Below are 22,503 nucleotides of genomic sequence, written 5' to 3'. Positions count from 1 at the left end.
TCCTAAGATTTCTGTGATAACTCGCTCCATTATAGGGGGCGAGAACGGTTATCGGCAATCGATAGTCGACCCTCAACGCCATTTAACCGCGCTATTTTTGCTCAAAATCACTCTCTGCTTTATCGTTTCAGCCGATTCGAATCATTCTTGTGCAATAACAGATAAACCGCCGGGATCACCAGCATGGAAAGCAGCGGGGCGCTGACCATGCCGCCAATCATCGGAGCGGCGATGCGTTGCATAATCTCTGAGCCGCTGCCGCCGCCCCACATGATCGGTAATAAACCGGCCATAATCGTCGCGACGGTCATCATTTTAGGCCGCACGCGCAGTACGGCTCCTTCATGAATGGCGTCCATTAATTGCTGCCGTGATAGCGGCTCTCCCGTTACGCTGCGTTTTTCCACCGCATGATTAAGGTAGAGCAACATAATGACGCCAAACTCGGCCGAGACGCCGGCCAGCGCGATGAACCCCACCGCCCCGGCAACGGAGAGATTATAGCCGAGAATATAGAGCAACCAGACGCCGCCGATCAACGCAAAGGGCAGGGTTGCCATAATCAGCAGCGCATCTCTGATGCGGTTAAACGTGATGTATAGCAGCACGAAAATAATCAGCAGCGTAAAGGGCACGACGATCTTCATTTTCTCCGTCGCGCGTTCCAGGTACTCGAATTGACCGGACCAACTGAGCGAAATGCCTTCGGGCAACGTTATCTGCCGGGCAACGGTCTGCTGCATCTCTTCCACGGCGGATTTCAGATCCCGGCCGCGCAGGTCGACATAAATCCAGTCTGACAGGCGGCCATTTTCACTTTTCAACATCGGCGGACCTTCGCTGACGCGGATATCGGCCAGTTCGGCCAGCGTCACGCGAGCGCCGCTGTCGGTCACCACCGGTAAATCGCGCAGCTTTTCCAGCGAGTCGCGCAACTCGCGGGGATAGCGGATGTTGATGGGATAACGCTGGCGGCCCTCAATGGTTTCGCCAATATTTTGTCCGCCAATCAGCGTTGACACCAGAGACTGTAACTCTTCCACCGAAACGCCATAGCGGGCCGCCCGCCGGCGGTCGATATCAATGTCGATATAGCGCCCGCCGGCCAGACGTTCGGCCAGGGCGGATGTTACCCCCGGCACGTTTTTCACCGCCTGCTCGATTTGCGCGGCTACGCGCTCGATGTCCTGTAAATTATTGCCGTTCACCTTGATGCCCACCGGGCTTTTGATGCCGGTGGCCAGCATATCCAGACGATTACGGATCGGCGGCACCCAAACGTTGGCGATCCCCGGTACGTTGACGGTGCTATCCAACTCGGCAATCAGTTTGTCCATCGTCATTCCCGGTCGCCACTGGTCGCGCGGTTTCAGACGAATAGTGCTTTCCAGCATGGTTAACGGCGCGGGGTCGGTCGCGGTTTCCGCTCTGCCGGCTTTACCAAAAACCGAGGCGACTTCGGGAACGGTTTTGATCAGCCTGTCCGTCTGTTGCAACAGCCGGGCCGCTTCCCGGGCGGAAATGCCGGGCAGGGTCGATGGCATATAGAGCAGGTCGCCTTCATCCAGCGGCGGCATGAATTCGCTGCCAAGACGGCTAAGCGGGAATAGGGTGAGCAACAGTACGGCGGCGGAAATCAGCAAGGTTATTTTGGGATGGCTCAGCACCTTCTGTAGCACTGGGTGATATATTGAAATCAACCAGCGGTTCAGTGGATTAGCCTGTTCGTCAGGAATTTTCCCGCGTACAAAATAGCCCATCAGCACCGGAACCAATGTGATCCCCAATCCGGCGGCAACCGCCATAGCATAGGTTTTGGTGAAGGCCAGCGGCGAGAACATCCGGCCTTCCTGCGCTTCCAGCGAAAAAACCGGGATGAACGACAGCGTGATGATCAGCAGGCTGCAAAACAGCGCCGGACCGACTTCGGTCGCGGCGCGTTCAGCCAGTTGCCACCACTCCTTGTCCTGCGGATTTTTCCCCGGATGATTATGCCGCCACTGTTCAACCACCTTATGCATGTTTTCTATCATCACGATAGCCGCATCCACCATGGCGCCAATCGCAATCGCGATACCGCCCAGCGACATGATATTGGCGTTTACGCCTTGATAGCGCATGATGATAAACGCGCCGAGGATCCCCAGCGGCAGGCTGATGATGGCCACCAGCGCGGAACGGAAATGAAACAGAAAGAGCGCGCAGATGACGGTAACCACGGCAAACTCTTCCAGTAACTTATGGCTCAGCGTTTTGATTGCCTGCTCAATCAGTTGGGAGCGATCGTAAGTGGGGACGATCTCCACGCCGGCCGGCAGGCTTTTCTCAATCTCTTTAAGCCGGGCTTTAACCGCATGCAGCGTCTCCAGCGCATTTTTGCCATAGCGTAAGACAATAATGCCGCCGGCCACTTCGCCTTCGCCATTCAGTTCGGCGATGCCCCGGCGCATTTCCGGCCCTTCCCGCAGGGTGGCGACATCCTGCAATAAAATCGGGATGCCGTTGCGCATGGTGATGACGACCTGATTGAAATCCTGCGCGTTTTTCAGATAGCCGGATGTGCGAACCATATATTCCGCTTCGCCCAATTCCAGCACCGAGCCGCCGCTTTCCTGATTCGCCGACTGAATGGCGCTGATGATCTGCTGATGGGTAATATTCTGCGCGCGCATCCGTTGCGGATCGACCACTACCTGATACTGCTTCACCATGCCGCCGACGCTGGCGATCTCGGCGACGTTGGGAATGGTTTTCAGTTCGAATTTGAGCAGCCAGTCCTGTATGCCGCGCAGATCGGCCAGACTATGCGCGCCGCTGCGATCGACAAGGGCATATTCATAGATCCATCCCACGCCGGTGGCGTCGGGCCCAAGCGAGGTTTTGGCGTCGGCGGGCAGGCTGGACTGCACCTGGCTGAGATATTCCAGCACGCGGGAGCGGGCCCAGTAGGGATCGGTGCCGTCCTCGAACAGAATATAGACGTAAGCATCGCCGAACATGGAAAAACCGCGCACCGTTTTCGCTCCCGGCACCGACAGCATGGTGGTGGTCAGCGGGTAAGTGACCTGGTTTTCCACTACCTGCGGGGCTTTGCCCGGATAGCTGACGCGGATAATCACCTGCACGTCTGACAGATCGGGTAAAGCGTCCAGCGGCGCTTTCTGTAGCGATATGATCCCCCAGGCCGCCATCAGTAACGCCGCCAATAGCACCAACAGCCGGTTTTTCAACGACCAGCGGATAACGTAAGCAATCATTGGCGGCCTCCATGTCCGGCATCGACCGGCGAGATTTCCTGAATATGAATGCCGCTATCATCCATGGTGAAACGAAAGCCGATCTTGCTGCCGATACCGATGCCCTGCGGCAGGCTGTCTTGCGGCAGGGTGAAGTCCATGGTCATCGGCGACCAGTTAAGCGCCGGCACCGCATCATGCTCGATGGTAAGCTGGTTGCCATTGATGGCTTTGATTACCCCCTGGGTTTGATAACCCGTTTGTTTACCTTCGGTTTGCCCGCTATTTCCCTGGGATGACATCTCCTGTTTTTCGTCACTAAACTGAGAGAAAGAACTGCGCAGACTGGCTTCGGAATCAATGAGGAATTGGCCGGACGTGACCACGGCGTCGCCTTCGCGGAGGCCGTCGGTGATTTCAGCCCAGCCGTCCTGGACGATCCCAACGGTGACTTTGCGGGGGACGAAGTGACCATCGCCTTCGCTTAGCAGCACCCGGTTTTGAGCACCGCTAATCAATAATGCCTGTTGCGGGATCATCAGGCGCGGCTGCGGTGTTTGGCCGCTAACCTGCACCGACAGGTACATGCCGGGTTTTAGCTGCTTCTGAGGGTTCGCCAGCACCACGCGCGCTTTTAATGTCCGCGTCGCGCTGTCCAGTAGCGGCAACAGTTCGCTAATGGTTCCGCGGAAGGTTGTTCCCGGCCAGGCGTTGCTGCTGGCGATCGCTTCACCGCCAACGGTCAGTTGCGCCGCCTGTACTTCCGGGAAGTCCACCTCTACCCAGACGGGATCCAGGTTTGCCAGTTCGAATAGCGGTTGCGCTGGGGTTAACTGCATTCCCGCCCGCACTTCCAGCTTATTCACGTAGCCGGCTTCCGGCGCGGTGATGGTCATGCGCGATTGTGGTTTCCCGCTGCGCTCCACCTGGCGGATGACGGTTTCCGGCATGAACAGCAGAGAGAGCTTTTGGCGCGCGGCCTGCGTCAGCGAGCTATCCCCCAGCTGTCGTACCGCCAGATATTCCTGTTGCGCCGCCGTCCAGGCGGGGTTCCACAATGTCGCCAGCGTTTCTCCCTTCTTAACCTGCTGTTGCGGCGCACTCACATTAAGCTGTTCGACAATGCCGCCGCTGGGGGCCACTATCGTATGCAGCCCACGCTCATTGAGCGCCACGGCGCCATAGCCGGGCGTTTGCGTGTTGGTGGTTCGTATTTCCGCCGGTGCGGTGCGAACCCCCAGGTTTTGCTGCTGGCGGGCGCTGATGGTGACGCCGCCGTCGTCTTGCGCTTCATCGGCATAGCGGGGAATAAGCTGCATATCCATAAACGGCGATTTACCCGGTTTATCAAAGCGCTTATCCGGCACCATCGGATCGTACCAATACAGAACCGGGCGTTCGCTCTGGGGCTGGGCGTCTGGCGCGGCCGTTTGATGTTGCTGACTGCCCCAGAAATAACCGACGCCGATAGCGCTGGCGATCGCCAGGGTCAGCAGGCTGATAGTAAGTGGTTTATTCATTGTAATGGGTTTCCCTGCGGCGTCAGATAGCGGATGGTGGCCCAAAGCTGGGCCATCTCCCGGGCGGTGGTCTGTACGTCAATCTGGCTTTCAAGCAGCGAAAGGCGGGCTTCTAGAACCGAAGCGAGATCGCTGCTGCCGGACTGGTACTGGGTCTGCATCAGTTTGATGCGCTGCTGCTGAAGAGGCAGCACCTCATTCTTTTGACGCAGCCAGCGTGACTGGGCCGCCTGATACTGCGCTATCAGCGTATCGAGCAGCGCCTGATGCTCCCTGCCGGTCAGCAGCGCGCGGTCGCGGGCTTCCTGAGTGCGCGCCACATCGGCGGCGTAGTCTTTATCCTGCCGCCGGGATTTGAACAACGGCAGATCGACCGTCACCATTACGCCGGCCATATCGTCGTAGTCGTCTCCCCGCTTGGCATAGTAAAGCTCGACGCCCACATCGGGGATGGCCGCCACCGCGGATTGCGCGGCGCGAGCCTGGGCCAGTTCGGATTCGCGCTGCGCCAGCTGCATTTCCGGGTGCAGGCGGATCGTTTTGCTCAGTTCATCCGGCGGAGCGGGTAAACGTTCGAAGCGGGGGAGCGCGCCGCGGACGTTGATATCCGCTATCCCGGTAAGCTGAACCATCCTTGCCCGCGCTATTTGAACGTCCCGTTCGGCATCGGCCAGTTTGTCCTGCATTGCCGCCAGCGTCAGGCGGGCATCCAGCACGCCGCTGGCTTCGCCGCCTGCGGCAACGCCGGCTTTTTGCAGCGGAATCTGCCGCCGGCTTTCGTTAGCCAGCGACCGAACTTCTTTCAGCGATTGCTGCGACAGCGCCAGTTCCAGCCAGGCCTGCGCGGTTTCCCGCTGCAGGCGGGCGCGGATGGCTTCGCTGTTGCTGCGCAGGCTGTCGGCTTCCGCGCGCAACGATCGGGCCTTATTCTCGCGCTTGGTACTGCTGACATAGGTTTGCATGACGCCGATACGCTGCATCGTCATCCCTTCACGCGTCAGCCTGCTGCCGTTGTTTCCCCCTAACGGCAGGTTTTCTACGCCGAACCTGAGCTGCGGATCCGGAAGTTGCGTGGCGGAATCGGCCATGTTTTGCAGCGCGCTAATCTGATGCCTATTGGCCGACAGATCGGCGGAATAGCGTTCCGCCGCCTGTAAAGCCTGCTCAAGATCCAGATCTGCCGCAAAGGATACGGCAGGCAGCCACAGCAACATCGCCAGCCACGCTCTTAGTGAGTGGTGCTTGGACATGCTCATTTTTGATCCTCGGTTATTTTTGCCGTGGCGTAATACTGGTCAAGGTATAGCCGCTGTCGCTTTGCATAAAACTGAAAGCAACGGGGGTATTCGCCGGTAACGGCTTAAATTCGCCGGAGGAATCAGGCAGCCTGAACGCCATGGTCATGGCCGGCCACTGCAAGTCGGCAATCGGCGCGTGGGAAATCGTGACGCTGTCGCTATCCCATTGTTTAACGATGCCGTTGGCTTGATATATTTTTTGCGCGGACGTATCGGGCGACGCCATCATGTGATGTTGATGGTCGTTGGCCCATAGCGGGGAAGACAGGAAAAGACCGGCGATAAACGCAACGTAGGTGGTACGCATAATAATAGCTCCATAAAAACAATAAATAACATACGGTTACGCCAGAAGGCGCAGACGGGTTATTCGTTGTTGAGCTATTCTATGAAGCGGCAAAAACGTATTTCAGCCGGCGGGCCGGCAACGGGCGGGGAGAACCAGGCGTTACTGGCGCAGTTCGCTTCACGCGGTTGAGCGGCCAGAGCCAGTTCATTGCTGACCGGGATCGCCAGTAACGTCAGCGAAGCGTTGTCTTGTTTGACGGTGTCCGGCACACAGTGTTTTTCACACAGCGGCGTTTGCTGAGCAGCCGAGTGCGCCGGCATCGCATGATGCGATGGATGAGACGCTGTTTGTTGCAGGTGAGCCTGATGCTGCACGGTAGGGGAAACCGTGCTGATGGCCAGATCGCATTGATGGCCAGCAAGGGCCAGTTGGGCATTCAGAAACAGCCAGCATAACGCCAATAACCATCCCCACCTGCCTTTGTTGCGCAGATGATGAATCAATGATGGCGATAAACCGGATGCTGACATAACGAATCCTTACTGAATGCAATGGCAGTGTAATAGTCTGAAACAGAAGTGGGCAAGCGGGGATTTGCAGAGATTTGTAAATTGGCGGCGCGGGGGGATTTTCTGCAACGCCGGGCCGCCGGCGGAAACGGATCCCCGCCTGATGCCGCGGGGATGTCGGGACAAGTCGCCGCAGGCATGCCGAGAAGACGCGCCGCGATAACTACGGCGGCCAGATCGTCGGTTACTGGGAAAAAAACTGGTACGTCGTGTCCGAGCGGTAAACCTTTCCCGGTTTTAACCAGCAGTCCGGCTGCGGCCAGTCGGGATGATTGGGGCTGTCCGGCAGAAATTCGCTTTCCAGCGCGATGCCGGCGTAATTTTCATAGCCGCCGCCTTCCCGTGACGGCGTGCCGGCCAGGAAATTGCCGCTGTAGAGCTGTAAGGCCGGGGCGCTGGTAAATACGCTCATCAATACGCGCCCGTCGGATGACCATAGGTTAGCCGCCGGACTCTCGCTGGAACCACAGGTTCGATGCAGCAGATAAGCATGATCGTAACCGCCGACGGTAATCTGGTCCCGGTCGCGCAGAAAGTCTTTTGCCAATGTCTTCGGTTGACGGAAATCCATCCCGCTATCTTTTACCGAGGCGAGGTTATCGCCGGGAATACCTGCGCTATTTACCGGCAGATAATAATCGGCGAAGAGTTGCAACTGATGTCGGCGTACATCGGTCTGGCCGCCATCAAGATTAAAATAGGCGTGATTGGTTAAGCATACCGGGCAGTGTTTTTCCGTGACCGCCTGATATTCGATCTCCAACGCGTTATGTTCCGTCAGGCGATAGCGCGCCTGTACGTTAAGCTGCCCCGGAAATCCCTGATCGCCGTCCGGCGAATTCAACTGGTAAACGACCTGCGACGCATCCTGGCTGAGAATACGCCAGCGCCGGGTGTGAAAGCCTTGCGGCCCGCCATGCAATTGGTGTTCCCCCTGATTGGCTATCAGTTGGAATACCTCGTCTCCGCGACGGATCTCGGCATTGGCGATACGGTTGGCATAACGGCCGATTGATGCGCCTAGATAAGCCTGCTGCAGCGGATATTGTTCGGGTGATGCGCATCCCAACAGGACTTCCCGAACGCCGCTATCCGGTATGGGAAGCTGACAGGAAAGCCAGGTCGCGCCCCAGTCCATTAGGCAAACGCGCATGCCCGCCAGATTCTGTAACCTGGTTAATTGAAATGGCTGACCGTCCGGCGCCAGCGCGGCAGTTTTTTCATTCAACATGATTTACTCCTGTGGATGCCATCGCCAGTATGGCTCGCAGTCGCTAAATTGGCATTCTGCATGGCGGCGTTACCATTTTCTGAGATCGACGCCACGCTGCCGCAGGCCGGGTCGGCTTTTCATGTTACAAATTACAAACGCCCCGGCGGCCGGTCACGGTTATTCCGTGGCCGGCCGCCGTTTCAATCAACCTGGCCCCTTGGCCGTTAACGGTTTTTAACGCCGGCAAGGGGTGTGGGGTTTTAGTCCGGATAACCATTCGGATGGGTGGACTGCCAGCGCCAGGTATCCTGCGCCATTTCTGTCAGCGAACGTTTTACCCGCCAGTTCAGATCGCTGGCGGCTTTTTCCGCATCGGCCCAGTAGGCGGCCAGATCGCCCTGGCGGCGCGGGGCGAAGTGATAGGCTACGGGTTTGCCGCATGCCTGACTGAACGCCTCGACGACCTGTAAAACGCTATAGCCAACGCCAGCGCCCAGATTATAAATATGAACGCCGGCGCGGTTTTGCAGCGTATTCATGGCGGCGACGTGGCCGTCGGCCAGATCGACGACATGGATGTAATCACGTACGCCGGTGCCGTCTTCCGTCGGATAGTCATTACCGAAAACCGCCAGTGATTCGCGGCGGCCGACGGCAACCTGAGCAATATAAGGCATCAGGTTATTGGGAATACCCTGCGGATCTTCGCCCATTTCGCCTGACGGATGCGCGCCTACCGGGTTGAAATAACGTAGCAGCGTGATGCTCCAGTCAGGTTCGGCGTGTTGCAGATCCTGCAAAATTTGTTCGACCATCAGCTTGCTGCGGCCATAAGGGCTGGCAGGATGACCGGTCGGGAAACTTTCCTGATAGGGAATGCGGGGTTGATCGCCGTAAACGGTGGCGGAAGAGCTGAAAATCAGGTTTTTCACCCCGGCCTTTTTCATGGCCTCAACCAGAACCAGCGTGCCGTAGACATTGTTTTCATAATAGCTAATCGGTTTCTGAACGGACTCGCCTACCGCTTTCAGGCCCGCGAAGTGGATCACTGAATCAATAGCGTGGCGGGAAAAAATGTCATTCAGCAATGTGCTGTCGCGTACGTCGCCTTGATAGAAATCAGGCGCTTTTCCCGTCAGCTGCGTGATGGTTTTAACTACGCTGGCTTTGCTGTTGCACAAATTGTCGAGGATGATGGGATGATGCCCGGCGGCCAGCAGCTGCACGCAGGTATGGCTCCCTATGTAACCGCTACCACCCGTAACGAGAACGTTCATAAATAACCTCTGTTTAAAGTTTTAGAAAAAATAACACGGCCGGATGCTGAAAAAGGTGATCTTCAGCGGGAAACCGCGCCTGTTATTGATAATGTTTTTAAGTGGAAAGCATGTATGCAAGTCATATAATCGTTTTAATAAACGCCGTTTCTGCTTTGAAATTCGATGGAGTGGTAGCGTTATCACTCACATGCTTTCCTCATGTACCCCATGTATAAGAATTCTGTTTCGGCGTGGGAAAAACAATCGGAATCCTGATAAATCGTTTTTTCATGGCATAGGATGCGTCGGAATAATTTCTTCGGTTTGATAGTCATAGATATCGTCTTTGGCGACAAACGTCAGACGGTGGGTAATGCACTGCGGCGCATCCTCCGCGTGATGGGACACAAACAGCAGTTGCGTATCGCCTTCGCTCATCAGGATATCCAGCCAGCGGCGGACTAGCTGCCGGTTCAGCGGATCCAGTCCTTGTAAAGGTTCATCGAGGATCAGCAAAGCCGGGTGTTTAACCAGTGCTCTGGCAATCAGCGCTAGCCGCTGTTGTCCCCAGGACAAAGACTGAAACGGGGTATCCGCAATCGCGCCGTTAAGGCCCAGCAGGGTCAGCCACTGTTCGGTTAACAGGCGCTGGCGGTCGGAAACCGCCTGATAAATTCCGATAGAATCAAAAAAGCCGGAAAGGATAACGTTGCGCACGCTGACGCTGACGCGGTAATCAAGATGAAGACTGCTGCTGACGTAACCGATATGCCGCTTGATATCCCAGATGGTTTCTCCGCTGCCGCGCCGGCGGCCAAACAGGGTGAGATCGTTACTGTAGCCCTGCGGATGATCGCCGGTAATCAGGCTAAGCAGCGTGGATTTCCCCGCGCCGTTCGGGCCGACAATCTGCCAGTGCTGTCCGGGCAGCACTTGCCACGTTAATCCATGCAGTATCGGGCGATCGTTATACTGTACGACGCCGTTACGCAGCGTGATGCGGGGTTCGTCGGGGGGAAGTTTCGCATGGCGTTGGGGATCTTCCGGTTCGGGAAGAACGCTGCCGGACAGCTTTTCACTGTAGGCCAACTGGGCGATCAGCGCTTCAGAAAGAATGTCTTTACGTTCTCCCGTACGGGTTAACGTACAGTCGGCCAGAATACCCACCTGATTGATAAAATCAGGGATATCGTCAAAGCGATTCAGAATCAGCACCAGGGTATATCCCTGATTGGCCAGTTCAGGCAAATGCGCGGCAAGCTGCCGGCGTGAGTCGACGTCCAGCCCGTCAAAAGGCTCGTCCAGAATCAGCAGGTCGGGTTGCGGCATCAGCGCCTGACATAGCATGGTCTTGCGAGTTTCGCCGGTGGAAAGGTATTTAAAGCGGCGATCCAGCAGATGCTCGATGCCAAACTGCTGGGCGAGCCGCCGGCAGCGCTCCCGATCTGTTATCGTATCCTGAATCACTTCTGCGGTTGTGCGCCCGGTATCGTCTTCGTTGGCGCTCAGCATATCGGTATTGTTTCGCTGCCACTCTTCGGAAACCAGCTGTTGCAACTGTTCAAATGACAGCCGGACCACGCGTTGAAAATCGCTTTGGCGTTCACCGCTCAGCAACGGCAACTCGTCGGATAGCGCCCGGGCCAGCGCCGATTTCCCGCTGCCGTTTGCGCCGACAAACGCCCAGCATTGATGCTGTTCGATCGTTAGCGCATCCAGACGCAGCATGCGGGCGTCACTCAAGCGGAATAACCCTTGCGATATTTTCAACAACGACATTTTTCTACCTTCCTACGACGGGTGTAAAATTCGGATATAGCGGTTTATCAGACCGGGGACATATTCAGCACAGCGTTGCAATAATGACTTTGTCGGCATTGAAATAGGCGCAGACTTGCCGACCGGGTTCGAACTGTTGTTGTGAAACGATATGGCTCGGAACCGTCGCGCAAAGCGTTTCGCCGCTAACCAGCGTGACCAGCACTTCGCTGTTTTCATCGCCGGACTGAATACTTTTTATGTTTCCGTGCAGAACGTTATCCGCTTCTGCTTCCGGGGGCGTTCCCACGCATAAATTCACCCAGGGAGCCTTAACCAGCACTAATACTTCTTTGCCTGGCTTGAGTTGCAGACGCTCGGCGCTTTGTTGGGTAATCAACGCGCTAAGCGAGGTTTTACCATCGGCGAGTAAAATATCCAGATGTTGTTGCACCTGTTGATCGCTGCGTGCGAGCACGGTGCCGAAAAACTGGTTTCTGGCGCTGGTTTGCAGCGAAAAACGCGCGATGGCCGCCAACAGGCTATCCAGCGGTAAATTATCTTCCTGCAATACATCAAAGGCTTTCTGCTGAATTTGCGCGAGCAGATCGTAGAGTTGAATCAGCCGCTCGCCATAATGCGTAACCTGAGCGCCGCCGCCGCCTTTGCCCCCGGTCATCCGTTCAACCAAGGTCTGCTCGGCTAACTGATTCATTTCGTTGATGGCGTCCCATGCGCTTTTATAACTGATGCCGGCCAGCTTGGCCCCCTGGCTGATTGAACCGGTATGGCGGATTTGTTTTAGTAATTCGATGCGCCGCGGATCGGCAAATAAACGCTGTTGCAGTTTGAGGGTAAGAAGGATTTCAGCTTGCATGGTCAGGTTCCGCCAACGTGTAGTTTTATAATTGATGATAAACCCATTGCCGCCAGAACGAGATACCCGGATTTACCTCAGGGCGGGGGAACTCATCCCGCATTCCCCTGATAACCGGCTGTGCCGGCGGGCCATGTATTGTCGTCATTTTTTTCATCAGGGGCAAATCGCACGAATGGACGCATTATTTTCTCTTATTGAGATACACTGTTGGCTCATTATGATGACTATGATAGCTTACGGCGAAGTGATTCACCGGGTGAGCGACCAGCGTGACGGCAAGCGTTGCGATAAGTGAGGTAAGCATGTTGGAGTTAGTAACAAGCCTGCTGTTTGCAGTAGCTATGGTGCCGGTAATGATGGCCATTATTCTGGGCGCCATTTATGGCTTGGGCGAAGTGTTTAACGTTCTTTCCAAAATCGGCCATTCCGAAGCTAAAAAACAGCATTGATTCGTTTTATCAACCCCCCTGTTTTGGCGTCCGGCTTCCCGCCGGACCCTTTTCACAAATACTGATTCAGGTTTCCGAAAACCGTATGATACCGCTTTGATTTTCGCTATATTACCCATGACACAACGACGGTTATTGGGAGACGGGAATGAAAAAGCAATGGGTCAAATGGTTCGCCGCGCTGGCGCTCAGCGTAAGTGTGGCGCTACCCGCAATGGCGGCGGAAGGGAAAATCACGGTATTCGCAGCCGCATCGCTCACTAACGCATTACAAGAAATCGCCACGCAGTATCAAAAAGAAAAAAATGTCGAGGTTGTTTCCTCTTTTGCTTCATCGTCGACGCTGGCGCGTCAGATCGAGCAGGGCGCGCCTGCGGACATGTTTATCTCCGCCGATCAGCAATGGATGGACTACGCCCAGGATAAAGACCTGATGGACACCGCTACCCGCTATACGCTGTTAGGTAATGAACTGGTGGTGATCGCGCCGAAAACCAGTTCGTTTAACGATGTGGCCATCGACGATAAAACCGACTGGAAAAGTTTGTTGAACGGCGGGCGCCTGGCCGTTGGCGATCCGGATCATGTTCCGGCCGGCATTTATGCCAAAGAGGCGTTGCAAAACCTGAAAGCCTGGGATGAACTCTCGCCGCTGATGGCGCGCGCGAATAATGTGCGTGCGGCTATGGCGCTGGTTGAACGTGAAGAAGCGCCGCTGGGTATCGTGTATGGCTCTGACGCAGTCGCCAGCGACAAGGTTAAGGTTGTCGGCGTATTCCCAACCAGCAGCCATAAGCCGGTGGAGTATCCGATGGCGATCGTGAAAGATCATAATAACGCGACGGTGAAGGGGTTCTATGACTACCTGAAAACGCCGGAAGCCGCCGAAGTCTTTAAACGCTATGGGTTCGCGCCTCGCTAATGATGTTAAGTGACTACGAATGGCAGGCGGTTGAGCTCAGCCTCAAGGTTTCCGTTGCGGCGGTTGTCTGTAGCCTGCCATTGGGAATTTTGATGGCGTGGATTCTGGTGCGCTTTCGTTTCCCCGGCAAATCACTGCTTGATAGCATTATCCATTTACCGCTGGTGTTGCCGCCGGTGGTAATCGGTTATTTATTATTGATCGCCATGGGGCGGCGCGGCTTTATTGGCTCCTGGCTGTATGACTGGTTCGGCTTCAGCTTTAGTTTCAGCTGGCGCGGCGCGGCGCTGGCGTCGGCGATCGTCGCTTTTCCCCTGATGGTCAGAGCGATTCGTCTGTCGCTGGAGGCCGTAGACAAACGTCTTGAGCAGGCGGCCCGAACGCTGGGCGCCTCTCCCTGGCGCGTTTTTTTCACCATCACCTTACCGCTTTCCTTTCCCGGAATTGTCGTTGGCACGGTATTGGCCTTCGCCCGTTCTTTGGGTGAGTTTGGCGCGACCATCACCTTTGTTTCCAATATTCCTGGCGAGACCAGGACCATCCCTCTGGCGATGTACACGCTGATTGAGACACCCGGCGCGGAAGCGGATGCCGCAAGGCTATGCGTTATCGCAATCGCGCTCTCTCTGGTGTCGCTGTTGCTTTCAGAGTGGCTGACGCGCTGGAGCCGCAAGCGGTTGGGGGATAATGCTGCAACTCGATTTTGACCAACAGCTGGGCGATCTGCATCTCAGCGTTAAAGAAGATTTACCCGCCAGCGGCATTACCGCTATTTTTGGCGTTTCCGGCGCGGGGAAAACGTCACTAATCAATGCGGTTGTCGGGCTAACCCGGCCGAAGTCAGGCCGTATCGTGCTTAACGAGCGCGTGTTGGTGGATACCCGGAAACATATTTTCCTGCCGCCGGAAAAACGCCGCATTGGTTATGTTTTTCAGGATGCCCGCCTGTTTCCCCATTATCGCGTACGCGGCAATTTACGTTATGGAATGGCCGCCTCAATGGGGAAACAATTTGACGATATTGTCCGCCTGTTGGGTATCGGACATTTACTGGGCCGCTATCCGCTGACGTTATCGGGCGGCGAAAAACAGCGAGTGGCGATTGGTCGCGCATTATTGACCGCGCCCGACCTGTTGCTGATGGATGAACCGTTGGCCTCGCTCGATCTACCGCGAAAACGGGAGTTGATGCCTTATCTGGAACGGTTGGCGAAAGAGGTGAATATTCCCATTCTGTATGTTAGTCACAGTATGGAGGAAATCATTCGTCTGGCGGATCGGATACTGGTATTGGATCAGGGTAAGGTAAAAGCGCAGGGGGTACTGGAGGAAGTTTGGGCCAGCAGTGCGTTACGCCCCTGGTTGCCGCGGGAAGAGCAGAGCAGCATATTGAACGTGCGCGTTCTTGAGCAGCACGATCGCTACGCCATGACGGCGCTGTCGTTAGGCGATCGCTATCTATGGGTGGGCAGGGTTGACGCCCCGATTAATACGCCGTTGCGTATTCGTATCAAAGCCGCCGACGTATCGCTGGTATTACAGCCGCCGAAGGTAAGCAGTATTCGCAATATTCTCCCCGCCAGAGTGATCGAGTGCATTGACGTTGAGGATCAAATAGAAGTTAAGCTCTCCGTCGCCGATCAAACCCTATGGGCGAGGATCACGCCGTGGGCCCGCGATGAACTGGCGTTAAGCCCGAATATGCAGCTCTATGCGCAGATAAAAAGCGTGTCGATCACCGCCTGACGAAGTAAAGACGGCGGGAATAGAGCGCTTGCGCCGACGCTGTGCCGGGAATCCGTAGTAAAGCCCGCGTTATCGAACATGACTGCCGTTGCGGGAATATCCTTAGTCTTAACGCCTTGTACTCCGGGCTGCCAGCGAAAGCCGGTTCCCGCCTGCCGCCGCGGGACGGCGATGGCAGAGGGAGCGGCGGCCGTGGCTTGACGCTAGCGTCAGCCCCGCTGAGTTACCCCAGCACTCTGGTGCGGATCGTTTCCGCTATCGTCGGTTCTTCATTATGGCCGATAACCAGATCGGCATGGGCTTTGACTTCATCAGCGCTGTTGCCCATCGCCACGCCCAGCCCGGCGCTTGCCAGCATACTGAGATCGTTAAAGTTGTCGCCAAAGGCGATAACCTCTTTCATGGCGAGACCTTGCTCTTCAACCCACCGCCGCAGCAGATTGCCTTTACTGTTGCCAGTCTGCGCGATATCAACCTGATCCTGCCATGACCATTCGCAGGCTAAACCGAGTTCTTGTTCTACGATGCCGGCAAAATCATTCAAGGTCGGAACATTTTCGTGATGAGTGGCGAATTTCCAGATGGAAAACGAGGATTCCGCCTGCGATGCCAAACTCTCGACTTGCTCGAACGATGGCCGTTGCGATTCCGGCAGTGATGATGCCCAGGCTTGAGCGCGGGTAACGTGTCCGGTCGGATACTGGTAATACATGGCGTCATCGGCATACATCAGCCCATGGATATCAAATCGTTGCAGAAGTTCCAGCACGCTTTTCGCCTGGCCGGCCGTCATTGGATTGGCATGAGACGCCTGACCTGACTGATAATCATAGAGATACGTTCCGTTACAGCAAATGGCGGGAGTATCAAGCTGCAACGCCTGATAAAAAGGGAGGATTGCCGAGTGATGACGGCCGGTAACGATAATGACTTTTATGCCTTGCTGGCGGGCCAGCGCTAATGCGGCAAGTGATTCCGGCAAAATTTTTTTCTGTTGATTCAGGAGTGTTCCGTCGAGATCGAGCGCAATTACACGATAGGCCATAGTAGTCTCGCAAAGTGGCGGTAGAATAAGATGATCAACGATGATGTTACACCGTATTTGATACGGCGCAAAATACGGGGATGATGGTGCGCCAGAGAAGTAAAATTCGCGTGAATTAAGGAGAGTACGATGCAGCAAGTGGTTTATGTCGCCGGTCCGGAAAGTCAGCAGATTCATGTATGGCAATTGGACGAGCAGGGCAAATTGACATTATTGCAGGTCGTCGATGTGCCCGGTCAGGTACAGCCCATGGTGATCGCGCCTGACAAACGCCATCTGTATGTCGGCGTTCGTCCTGCCTTTAGCGCTATCAGTTACCGTATTGATGATAAAGGGTTATTGACGGCGGCGGGTTCCGCTTCCTTGCCCGGCAGCCCAACGCATCTGTCTACCGATCATCAGGGCCGTTTCCTGTTGAGCGCTTCCTACAGCGGAGCCTGCGTCAGCGTGAGCCCGATCGGCGAGGACGGCATTGTGGGCGAACCGATCCAGCAGTTGGATGGTTTGGAAGGGTGCCACTCCACCAATATTAATCCCGACAATACCGTGGTCTGGGCTCCCTGTCTGAAAGAAGATCGTATTCGCCTGTACGATTTGAGCTCAGCGGGAAAATTGAGCGAACATCGCCAGTCAGCGCTGACTACCGCTGCCGGCGCGGGGCCGCGTCACATGGCATTCCACCCCAACCAGCATTTTGCCTATTGCGTGAACGAGCTGGACAGCTCGGTGGATGTCTATCAGCTTAATGCGCCGGATGGTAAGTTGCAGCGTGTTCAGACGCTGGATGCGATGCCCGCCGGATTTAGCGATACGCGCTGGGCGGCGGATATCCACATTACGCCGGACGGCCGTTTCCTTTATATCAGCGACCGTACCGCCAGCCTGCTGAGCATTTTCCAGGTATCCGACGATGGCAGCACGCTAACATTACGCGGGCATCAGCCGACGGAGACGCAGCCTCGCGGCTTCAATATTGACCATAACGGCGAGTTTCTGATTTCCGCCGGGCAGAAATCAAACCATATTGAGGTGTATCGGATTAATGGTTCCGACGGCGCATTGCAGCCGCTGGCGCGTTACCCGGTAGGGAAGGGCGCAATGTGGGTCAGTATTCTGGCGCTGGATTAAGCGCCAACTCAGTAGCGGCGAATACCGTTTCGCCATTGCTGTCAGTCACGTGGTCATCACTGTCAGTTGCTCGGTCATTAACTGGCCGTCACTGGGCCATGACCGACGGTTATTCTCGGCATCCCCGCGGCAGTTGCGGGGAACTGCCTCCGCTGAAGGTTGGGCGTAGTTGGAAACGCCCCATCCCTGGGGCTTGCCCTCCTGATGCCGACGGGCGTTTCTTCGCCTCGACGCGTCTATAAATCGCTATCTTAAGCTGCGTATCAGCCGCGATATTCAATAATAGATAAGCCTGCGTTGTAATCGGTGCTGTAGATAATGCCTTCGGCATCGACAAAAACATCGCAGGATTGAATTATCCGCGGCCGGCCGGGGCGCTTGTCCACCATCCTTTGCGGCGCCGCCGGCACCAGCGCGCCGGTTTCCTTGGGCTGATAAGGGTTGCTGATATCGTAAGCTCTGACGCCAGCGTTCTGGTAAGTCGCGAAAATCAGCGTTGAGCTGATAAAGCTGCCAGGCCGGTTTTCGTGCAGGTTATGCGGACCAAAATGCGCCCCTTTCTTTACGTAGTCCGTTTCGGCTGGTTGGGGAAAGGTTGCAATACTGACCGGATTGCTTGGTTCCCGGATATCAAATACCCAGATAAGTTTCTCGCCGTCTTCCTGGTTATCCAGCACGGCCTCATCCAGTACGATAAGCAGGTTGCGATCGGGCAGCGGAAGCGCGGTATGCGTACCGCCGCCAAAAGGAGGGCTCCAGTTGCGGTGGCTGATCAGCTGCGGATTGCGGCGATCGCTAACGTCCAGCAGCGTTAATCCGCCATCGCGCCAGCTGCCGTAAGCGGTGTCGCCGCTGACGATGGCATGATGCAATGCATAGCGTTTGCCTTCCGGCCAACTGGGCGTTTCGCCGCCGGCGGTATGCATGCCGGGCAGCCAATAGCGTCCGGCCACCTCAGGGCGTTTGGGATCGGCCAAGTCGATAGTCAGGAAAATATAATCGCTGTACCCGTCGAGCAGCGCGGAAACATAAGCCCAGCGGCCGCCGACATACCAGATACGATGGATGCCGATGCCGTCCAGGGGCAGGAAACTGATCTCACGTGGTTTATCAGGCGTGGAAATATCAAAGATACGTAACCCGGCGCTCCAGCTTTTGTCCTGTTGTTTGGTGCTCACCGTCTCTGCGACGGAGCGGGTGTAGTAAACTTTTTCCTCGGCAAAACTGGCGTCGGCGAACAGATCCCGGGCATTGACCACCAGCAGCAGGTCATCGTGCGCCTGGAGATGAATGTTCCAGGTGCCGGGCGGCGCGGCGATAAACCCGGCGGGCTTGGGATTTTTTGCATCGCGCACATCAACAATGGATACGCCCTGTGAAACCATATGTCCGATGTAGGCGTAGCCGCGGTGAACCATCACCTGCACGCCATCGGGTCTGCCGCCTTGATCGCTGTGTCCGATCAGCCGCATATTGCGGCTGTATTCCGGCGTCGGTAGAGGACTAGATACCATCTTTTGTCTCCACTTATTTAGCCTGCTTGGCTTCCAGTGTTGCAAACCATGGCGCGATAAAATCATCCGTTTGGCCCCAGCCGGGGATGATTTTAGCCAGGCCGGCGACGTTTACCGGGCCCGGCTGGCTGGCTAACAGCGCCTGAGGGATCGCCGCCGCTTTGAACTCATAGGTGGCTGGCGTCGGCTCGCCGGCGATTTTATTGGCCACCAAACGCAGGTTTACCTTGCCAATCAGTTTAGGATCGACCGCCACGCTGACTTTCCACGGGCTATTGGCTTCGCGCATCAGTTGCAGATCCTGATTGGAAATATCAATGCTATAGATTTTTATTTCAGTGCGGCCGTTCTCTTTCAGCGCTTTATATGCGCCCTGAGTGAATGCATCCCACGATCCCCAGATGGCGTCGATTTTCCCTTTAGGATATTTCGCCAGTACGGCGCCCACTTTATTGGCCGTATCACCCTGCACATCAGAAGAAACGGCGCCGATGGACTCCAGCTCTTTGATGCCGGGATTGGCCTTCAGGATTTGCTGATAGGCTGCCTGGCGGCGCTCCATCGGCGGGAAACCGGCCACCCACAGTTTGATGATGTTCGCCTTGCCGTTGAAATCTTTAACCAACTGGCCTACTGACTCGTTGGTCAGGGATGCATCGTCCTGCTGAGTGACGGTAACGCCGGGGATCTCGCCGTTAACGGCGGTATCGAAAACGGAAACCGCAATGCCGCTGTCGACGATGCGTTTAATCAGGTCGGTAGAATAGGGATCGCGTCCCTGAGACAGGATGATGCCATCGTATTTCTGGCTGATGGCCTGATTGACGAAGTCTTGAAAGCGGGCGTCGTCGCCATTACTGAGAAACGTACTGACCTTGAAGCCCAGCTTTTTACTCTCCTCTATCACGCCGGAGATAAACTGCGTGGTATTGTCATCGGAGCCCAGATTGCGGATAACGGCGATGCGCACCGGGCCATCGTGCTGAGCGAGAGCGGCGGGAATTGGCGCAATGGCGGCGGTTTGGGCGGCAAATACCGGGAAGGCGGCCGCCAGGCTCAGCGCGAACAGTGCAGGGGTAAATTTCTTCATTCTCAGCTCCATGGTATGTCAGCAATTTGTTGTATTGACGAGATATAACCGTTTTATCGTTTTCGTTTTACACCCACTGACTGTATGGCTGTCTTTATGTCTGGATGTCTATTAATAAGCGATAGTGCATCATAACCGCTAAGTGATTGCTGAGGAATGGGGCGCATTATGACTTTTAGGCGCAAGTTATAACGTTTTGTTTGTATGGCTGAACAAGGGGAGGGCGAGTAGGAAGACCGCCATAAAAAACGCCCGCTGACGGGGCATTTGCGGTTGATATCATACCTTTGCGGCCGGCTCTTATCCCAGCCTTTCGCGGGCAATGGGTTAGCGCCTCCCCCTGACGAGGGGGAGGCGCAATTAAAAACCCGGATTTTCTTCCTAACTAGGGAAGAAGGGAGGCGTTTTCCGCTGGCCGCCGTCTACTATGCGGAGTCGCGGGAGCTACTGTTACTTCACCTGCATACCGGGTTGCGCGCCGCTGTCCGGGCTGAGCAGGAAAATGTCTTTTCCACCGGGGCCGGCGGCCATGACCATGCCTTCTGATACGCCAAAGCGCATTTTGCGCGGCGCCAGATTGGCGACCATTACCGTCAGGCGGCCTTCCAACACCGACGGATCGGGATAAGCGGTGCGGATGCCGGAGAAGACCTGGCGGGTTTCGCCGCCGAGATCCAGCGTCAGGCGCAGCAGCTTATCGGAACCGTCAACCAATTCAGCCTGCTTGATCAGGGCGATACGCATATCCACCTTGTCAAAGTCATCAAACTTGATGGTTTCCTGTACGGGATTATCCGCCAGCGGACCGGAAACGGTTTTTGCCGTCGCCATGTCTTCTTTTGACGCGTTAACCATGGCATTGACTTTATCCAGGTCGATACGGTTGAAGAGCGCTTTGAAAGTATTCACCTGATGGTTGAGCAGCGGCGCGGTAATTTCATCCCACTTCAATTCCTGATTCAGGAAAGCTTCAGCACGTTGCGCCAGCGCGGGCAGTACCGGTTTCAGATAGGTCATAAGTACCCGGAACAGGTTGATGCCCATTGAACAGATGGCTTGCAGATCGGCTTCGCGGCCTTCTTCTTTCGCCACCACCCACGGCGCCTGTTCGTCCACGTAGCGGTTGGCCAAATCGGCCAGCGCCATGATTTCACGGATCGCCCGGCCCGATTCGCGATTATTGTAGGCTTCGGCGACGCTTTGCGCCGCATCGGTAAAGGTTTGGTATAAATCGGCGTCAGCCAGTTTGTCCGCCAGTTTGCCCGCGAAACGTTTGCTGATAAAACCCGCGTTGCGGGAGGCCAGATTGACCAGCTTGTTGACGATGTCGGCATTCACGCGCTGGACGAAGTCTTCCAGATTAAGATCGATATCATCAATACGGGAAGAGAGTTTGGCCGCGTAGTAGTAACGCAGGCAGTCTGCATCCAGATGTTGCAGATAGGTATCCGCCTTGATGAACGTGCCGCGCGATTTCGACATTTTAGCGCCGTTGACCGTCACATAGCCATGAACGAACAGGTTAGTCGGTTTACGGAAGTCGCTGCCTTCCAGCATGGCGGGCCAGAACAGGCTGTGGAAATAAACGATATCTTTGCCGATGAAATGGTATAGCTCGGTCGTGGAGTCTTTGCGCCAGAATTCATCGAAATTGATATTGCCGCGTTTGTCGCACAGATTTTTGAATGAACCCATGTAACCGATTGGCGCATCCAGCCAGACATAGAAATATTTACCCGGCGCATCCGGTACTTCAAAGCCGAAGTAGGGCGCATCGCGGGAAATATCCCACTGTTGCAGGCCGGCATCGAACCACTCCTGCATTTTATTGGCCACCTGTTCCTGCAATGCGCCGGAACGCGTCCACGCTTGCAGCATTTCGCTGAATGCCGGCAAATCAAAGAAGAAATGCTCTGATTCGCGCATCACCGGCGTTGCGCCCGAAACGGCCGACTTGGGATCGATCAGATCCGTCGGGCTGTACGTCGCGCCGCAAACTTCGCAGTTATCGCCGTACTGATCGGGCGCCTTACATTTCGGACAGGTGCCTTTTACGAAGCGGTCCGGCAGGAACATGCCTTTTTCCGGATCGTACAGCTGAGAAATGGTGCGGTTTTTGATAAAACCGTTCGCTTTGAGCCGGGAGTAAATCAGGGCGGACAGTTCACGGTTTTCTTCACTGTGCGTGGAGTGATAATTGTCATAGCTGATGTTGAAGCCAGCGAAATCTTGCTGATGTTCCTGACTCATCGCCGCAATCATTTGCTCGGGCGCAATTCCCATCTGCTGAGCTTTCAGCATGATCGGCGTGCCGTGAGCATCGTCTGCACAGATAAAGTAAACCTGGTTGCCGCGCATTCGCTGGTAACGAACCCAGATATCCGCCTGAATGTGTTCAAGCATATGACCGAGGTGAATCGAACCGTTAGCGTAAGGCAACGCGCACGTTACCAATATTTTCTTTGCGACTTGAGTCATGAGGAACTTGCTTTCTTTTTGATGATAGAGGGTTATTGATGTTAACCGATAGCGCCTTACTGCGTAAACCGCTGCCTTGCCTAAACCTGTGCTCGCTTGGCTAAGTTGA

18 protein-coding genes are annotated in these 22,503 nt (G+C 55.5%); 5 read left to right on the top strand and 13 right to left on the bottom strand.

Annotation, left to right across the window (positions count from 1 at the left end; genetic code table 11):
• Positions 1-119: 119 nt before the first annotated feature.
• The 9 genes from HC231_RS16395 to modE form a co-directional block, all read right to left on the bottom strand.
• Complete coding sequence (locus HC231_RS16395; RefSeq protein WP_208227818.1) at positions 120-3,257, bottom strand: efflux RND transporter permease subunit; 3,138 nt, start codon at positions 3,255-3,257, stop codon at positions 120-122.
• Complete coding sequence (locus HC231_RS16390; RefSeq protein WP_208227816.1) at positions 3,254-4,756, bottom strand: efflux RND transporter periplasmic adaptor subunit; 1,503 nt, start codon at positions 4,754-4,756, stop codon at positions 3,254-3,256. The genes HC231_RS16395 and HC231_RS16390 overlap by 4 nt, the downstream gene beginning before the upstream one ends.
• Positions 4,753-6,012, bottom strand: coding sequence for a TolC family protein (locus HC231_RS16385; protein ID WP_208227815.1), 1,260 nt, complete (start codon positions 6,010-6,012; stop codon positions 4,753-4,755). The genes HC231_RS16390 and HC231_RS16385 overlap by 4 nt, the downstream gene beginning before the upstream one ends.
• Positions 6,013-6,025: 13 nt before the next feature.
• Positions 6,026-6,361 carry a copper-binding protein gene (locus HC231_RS16380; RefSeq protein WP_208227814.1) on the bottom strand — a complete coding sequence of 112 codons (336 nt, stop codon included), beginning with the start codon at positions 6,359-6,361 and terminating at the stop codon, positions 6,026-6,028.
• A gap of 74 nt (positions 6,362-6,435) precedes the next feature.
• Entirely contained in the window at positions 6,436-6,873 is a 438-nt protein-coding gene (locus tag HC231_RS16375) for a hypothetical protein (protein WP_208227813.1), read from the bottom strand.
• 223 nt (positions 6,874-7,096) lie between these two features.
• The gene (gene galM / locus HC231_RS16370; protein WP_208227812.1) at positions 7,097-8,143 is read right to left on the bottom strand and encodes a galactose-1-epimerase; all 1,047 of its coding nucleotides are present in this window, start codon (positions 8,141-8,143) and stop codon (positions 7,097-7,099) included.
• A gap of 242 nt (positions 8,144-8,385) precedes the next feature.
• Entirely contained in the window at positions 8,386-9,402 is a 1,017-nt protein-coding gene (gene galE, locus HC231_RS16365; RefSeq protein WP_208227811.1) for a UDP-glucose 4-epimerase GalE, read from the bottom strand.
• Positions 9,403-9,672: 270 nt separating this feature from the next.
• Entirely contained in the window at positions 9,673-11,163 is a 1,491-nt protein-coding gene (gene modF / locus HC231_RS16360) for a molybdate ABC transporter ATP-binding protein ModF (RefSeq protein WP_208227810.1), read from the bottom strand.
• Between the two features lie 64 nt (positions 11,164-11,227).
• Positions 11,228-12,019: a molybdenum-dependent transcriptional regulator gene (gene modE, locus HC231_RS16355; RefSeq protein WP_208227809.1), complete on the bottom strand. Its 792-nt coding sequence runs from the start codon at positions 12,017-12,019 to the stop codon at positions 11,228-11,230.
• Positions 12,020-12,324: 305 nt separating this feature from the next.
• Between modE and HC231_RS16350 the strand changes: the two genes are divergently transcribed.
• The 4 genes from HC231_RS16350 (at position 12,325) to modC (ending at position 15,139) form a co-directional block, all read left to right on the top strand.
• Complete coding sequence (locus HC231_RS16350; RefSeq protein ID WP_208227808.1) at positions 12,325-12,471, top strand: AcrZ family multidrug efflux pump-associated protein; 147 nt, start codon at positions 12,325-12,327, stop codon at positions 12,469-12,471.
• A gap of 148 nt (positions 12,472-12,619) precedes the next feature.
• Positions 12,620-13,393, top strand: coding sequence for a molybdate ABC transporter substrate-binding protein (modA, locus tag HC231_RS16345; protein WP_208227807.1), 774 nt, complete (start codon positions 12,620-12,622; stop codon positions 13,391-13,393).
• Positions 13,393-14,100, top strand: coding sequence for a molybdate ABC transporter permease subunit (modB, locus tag HC231_RS16340; protein ID WP_208227806.1), 708 nt, complete (start codon positions 13,393-13,395; stop codon positions 14,098-14,100). The genes modA and modB overlap by 1 nt, the downstream gene beginning before the upstream one ends.
• Positions 14,081-15,139 carry a molybdenum ABC transporter ATP-binding protein ModC gene (gene modC / locus HC231_RS16335; protein WP_208227804.1) on the top strand — a complete coding sequence of 353 codons (1,059 nt, stop codon included), beginning with the start codon at positions 14,081-14,083 and terminating at the stop codon, positions 15,137-15,139. The genes modB and modC overlap by 20 nt, the downstream gene beginning before the upstream one ends.
• A gap of 223 nt (positions 15,140-15,362) precedes the next feature.
• Here modC and HC231_RS16330 read toward each other — a convergent pair whose 3' ends face one another.
• Positions 15,363-16,184: a pyridoxal phosphatase gene (locus HC231_RS16330; protein ID WP_208227803.1), complete on the bottom strand. Its 822-nt coding sequence runs from the start codon at positions 16,182-16,184 to the stop codon at positions 15,363-15,365.
• Positions 16,185-16,313: 129 nt separating this feature from the next.
• Between HC231_RS16330 and pgl the strand changes: the two genes are divergently transcribed.
• On the top strand, positions 16,314-17,312 hold the full coding sequence (gene pgl / locus HC231_RS16325; RefSeq protein ID WP_208227802.1) for a 6-phosphogluconolactonase: 999 nt from the start codon (positions 16,314-16,316) through the stop codon (positions 17,310-17,312).
• A 263-nt stretch (positions 17,313-17,575) separates the two neighbouring features.
• Here pgl and HC231_RS16320 read toward each other — a convergent pair whose 3' ends face one another.
• The 3 genes from HC231_RS16320 to metG all read right to left on the bottom strand — a co-directional run bounded on the left by HC231_RS16320 (position 17,576) and on the right by metG (position 22,394).
• A complete protein-coding gene (locus HC231_RS16320; protein ID WP_208227801.1) occupies positions 17,576-18,826 on the bottom strand; it encodes an LVIVD repeat-containing protein in 1,251 nt (416 codons plus the stop codon).
• A gap of 13 nt (positions 18,827-18,839) precedes the next feature.
• Positions 18,840-19,916, bottom strand: a complete 1,077-nt coding sequence (locus HC231_RS16315) for a sugar ABC transporter substrate-binding protein (protein WP_208227799.1) — start codon at positions 19,914-19,916, stop codon at positions 18,840-18,842.
• Between the two features lie 450 nt (positions 19,917-20,366).
• A complete protein-coding gene (metG, locus tag HC231_RS16310) occupies positions 20,367-22,394 on the bottom strand; it encodes a methionine--tRNA ligase (RefSeq protein WP_208227798.1) in 2,028 nt (675 codons plus the stop codon).
• Between the last annotated feature and the right edge of the window lie 109 nt (positions 22,395-22,503).

It is taken from the genome of Brenneria izadpanahii, assembly GCF_017569925.1.
Taxonomy (GTDB): domain Bacteria; phylum Pseudomonadota; class Gammaproteobacteria; order Enterobacterales; family Enterobacteriaceae; genus Brenneria; species Brenneria izadpanahii.
This window is presented reverse-complemented; position numbering and strand designations above follow the sequence as displayed.

Coding starts and splice junctions, on each gene's coding strand:
- HC231_RS16330 (WP_208227803.1), bottom strand. CDS start 16,184: ATGGCCTATCGTGTAATTGCGCTCGATCTCGACGGAACACTCCTGAAT.
- HC231_RS16375 (WP_208227813.1), bottom strand. CDS start 6,873: ATGTCAGCATCCGGTTTATCGCCATCATTGATTCATCATCTGCGCAAC.
- galE (WP_208227811.1), bottom strand. CDS start 9,402: ATGAACGTTCTCGTTACGGGTGGTAGCGGTTACATAGGGAGCCATACC.
- HC231_RS16315 (WP_208227799.1), bottom strand. CDS start 19,916: ATGAAGAAATTTACCCCTGCACTGTTCGCGCTGAGCCTGGCGGCCGCC.
- metG (WP_208227798.1), bottom strand. CDS start 22,394: ATGACTCAAGTCGCAAAGAAAATATTGGTAACGTGCGCGTTGCCTTAC.
- modE (WP_208227809.1), bottom strand. CDS start 12,019: ATGCAAGCTGAAATCCTTCTTACCCTCAAACTGCAACAGCGTTTATTT.
- modB (WP_208227806.1), top strand. CDS start 13,393: ATGATGTTAAGTGACTACGAATGGCAGGCGGTTGAGCTCAGCCTCAAG.
- HC231_RS16390 (WP_208227816.1), bottom strand. CDS start 4,756: ATGAATAAACCACTTACTATCAGCCTGCTGACCCTGGCGATCGCCAGC.
- HC231_RS16350 (WP_208227808.1), top strand. CDS start 12,325: ATGTTGGAGTTAGTAACAAGCCTGCTGTTTGCAGTAGCTATGGTGCCG.
- HC231_RS16395 (WP_208227818.1), bottom strand. CDS start 3,257: ATGATTGCTTACGTTATCCGCTGGTCGTTGAAAAACCGGCTGTTGGTG.
- pgl (WP_208227802.1), top strand. CDS start 16,314: ATGCAGCAAGTGGTTTATGTCGCCGGTCCGGAAAGTCAGCAGATTCAT.
- galM (WP_208227812.1), bottom strand. CDS start 8,143: ATGTTGAATGAAAAAACTGCCGCGCTGGCGCCGGACGGTCAGCCATTT.
- modF (WP_208227810.1), bottom strand. CDS start 11,163: ATGTCGTTGTTGAAAATATCGCAAGGGTTATTCCGCTTGAGTGACGCC.
- HC231_RS16385 (WP_208227815.1), bottom strand. CDS start 6,012: ATGAGCATGTCCAAGCACCACTCACTAAGAGCGTGGCTGGCGATGTTG.
- modC (WP_208227804.1), top strand. CDS start 14,081: ATGCTGCAACTCGATTTTGACCAACAGCTGGGCGATCTGCATCTCAGC.
- HC231_RS16380 (WP_208227814.1), bottom strand. CDS start 6,361: ATGCGTACCACCTACGTTGCGTTTATCGCCGGTCTTTTCCTGTCTTCC.
- HC231_RS16320 (WP_208227801.1), bottom strand. CDS start 18,826: ATGGTATCTAGTCCTCTACCGACGCCGGAATACAGCCGCAATATGCGG.
- modA (WP_208227807.1), top strand. CDS start 12,620: ATGAAAAAGCAATGGGTCAAATGGTTCGCCGCGCTGGCGCTCAGCGTA.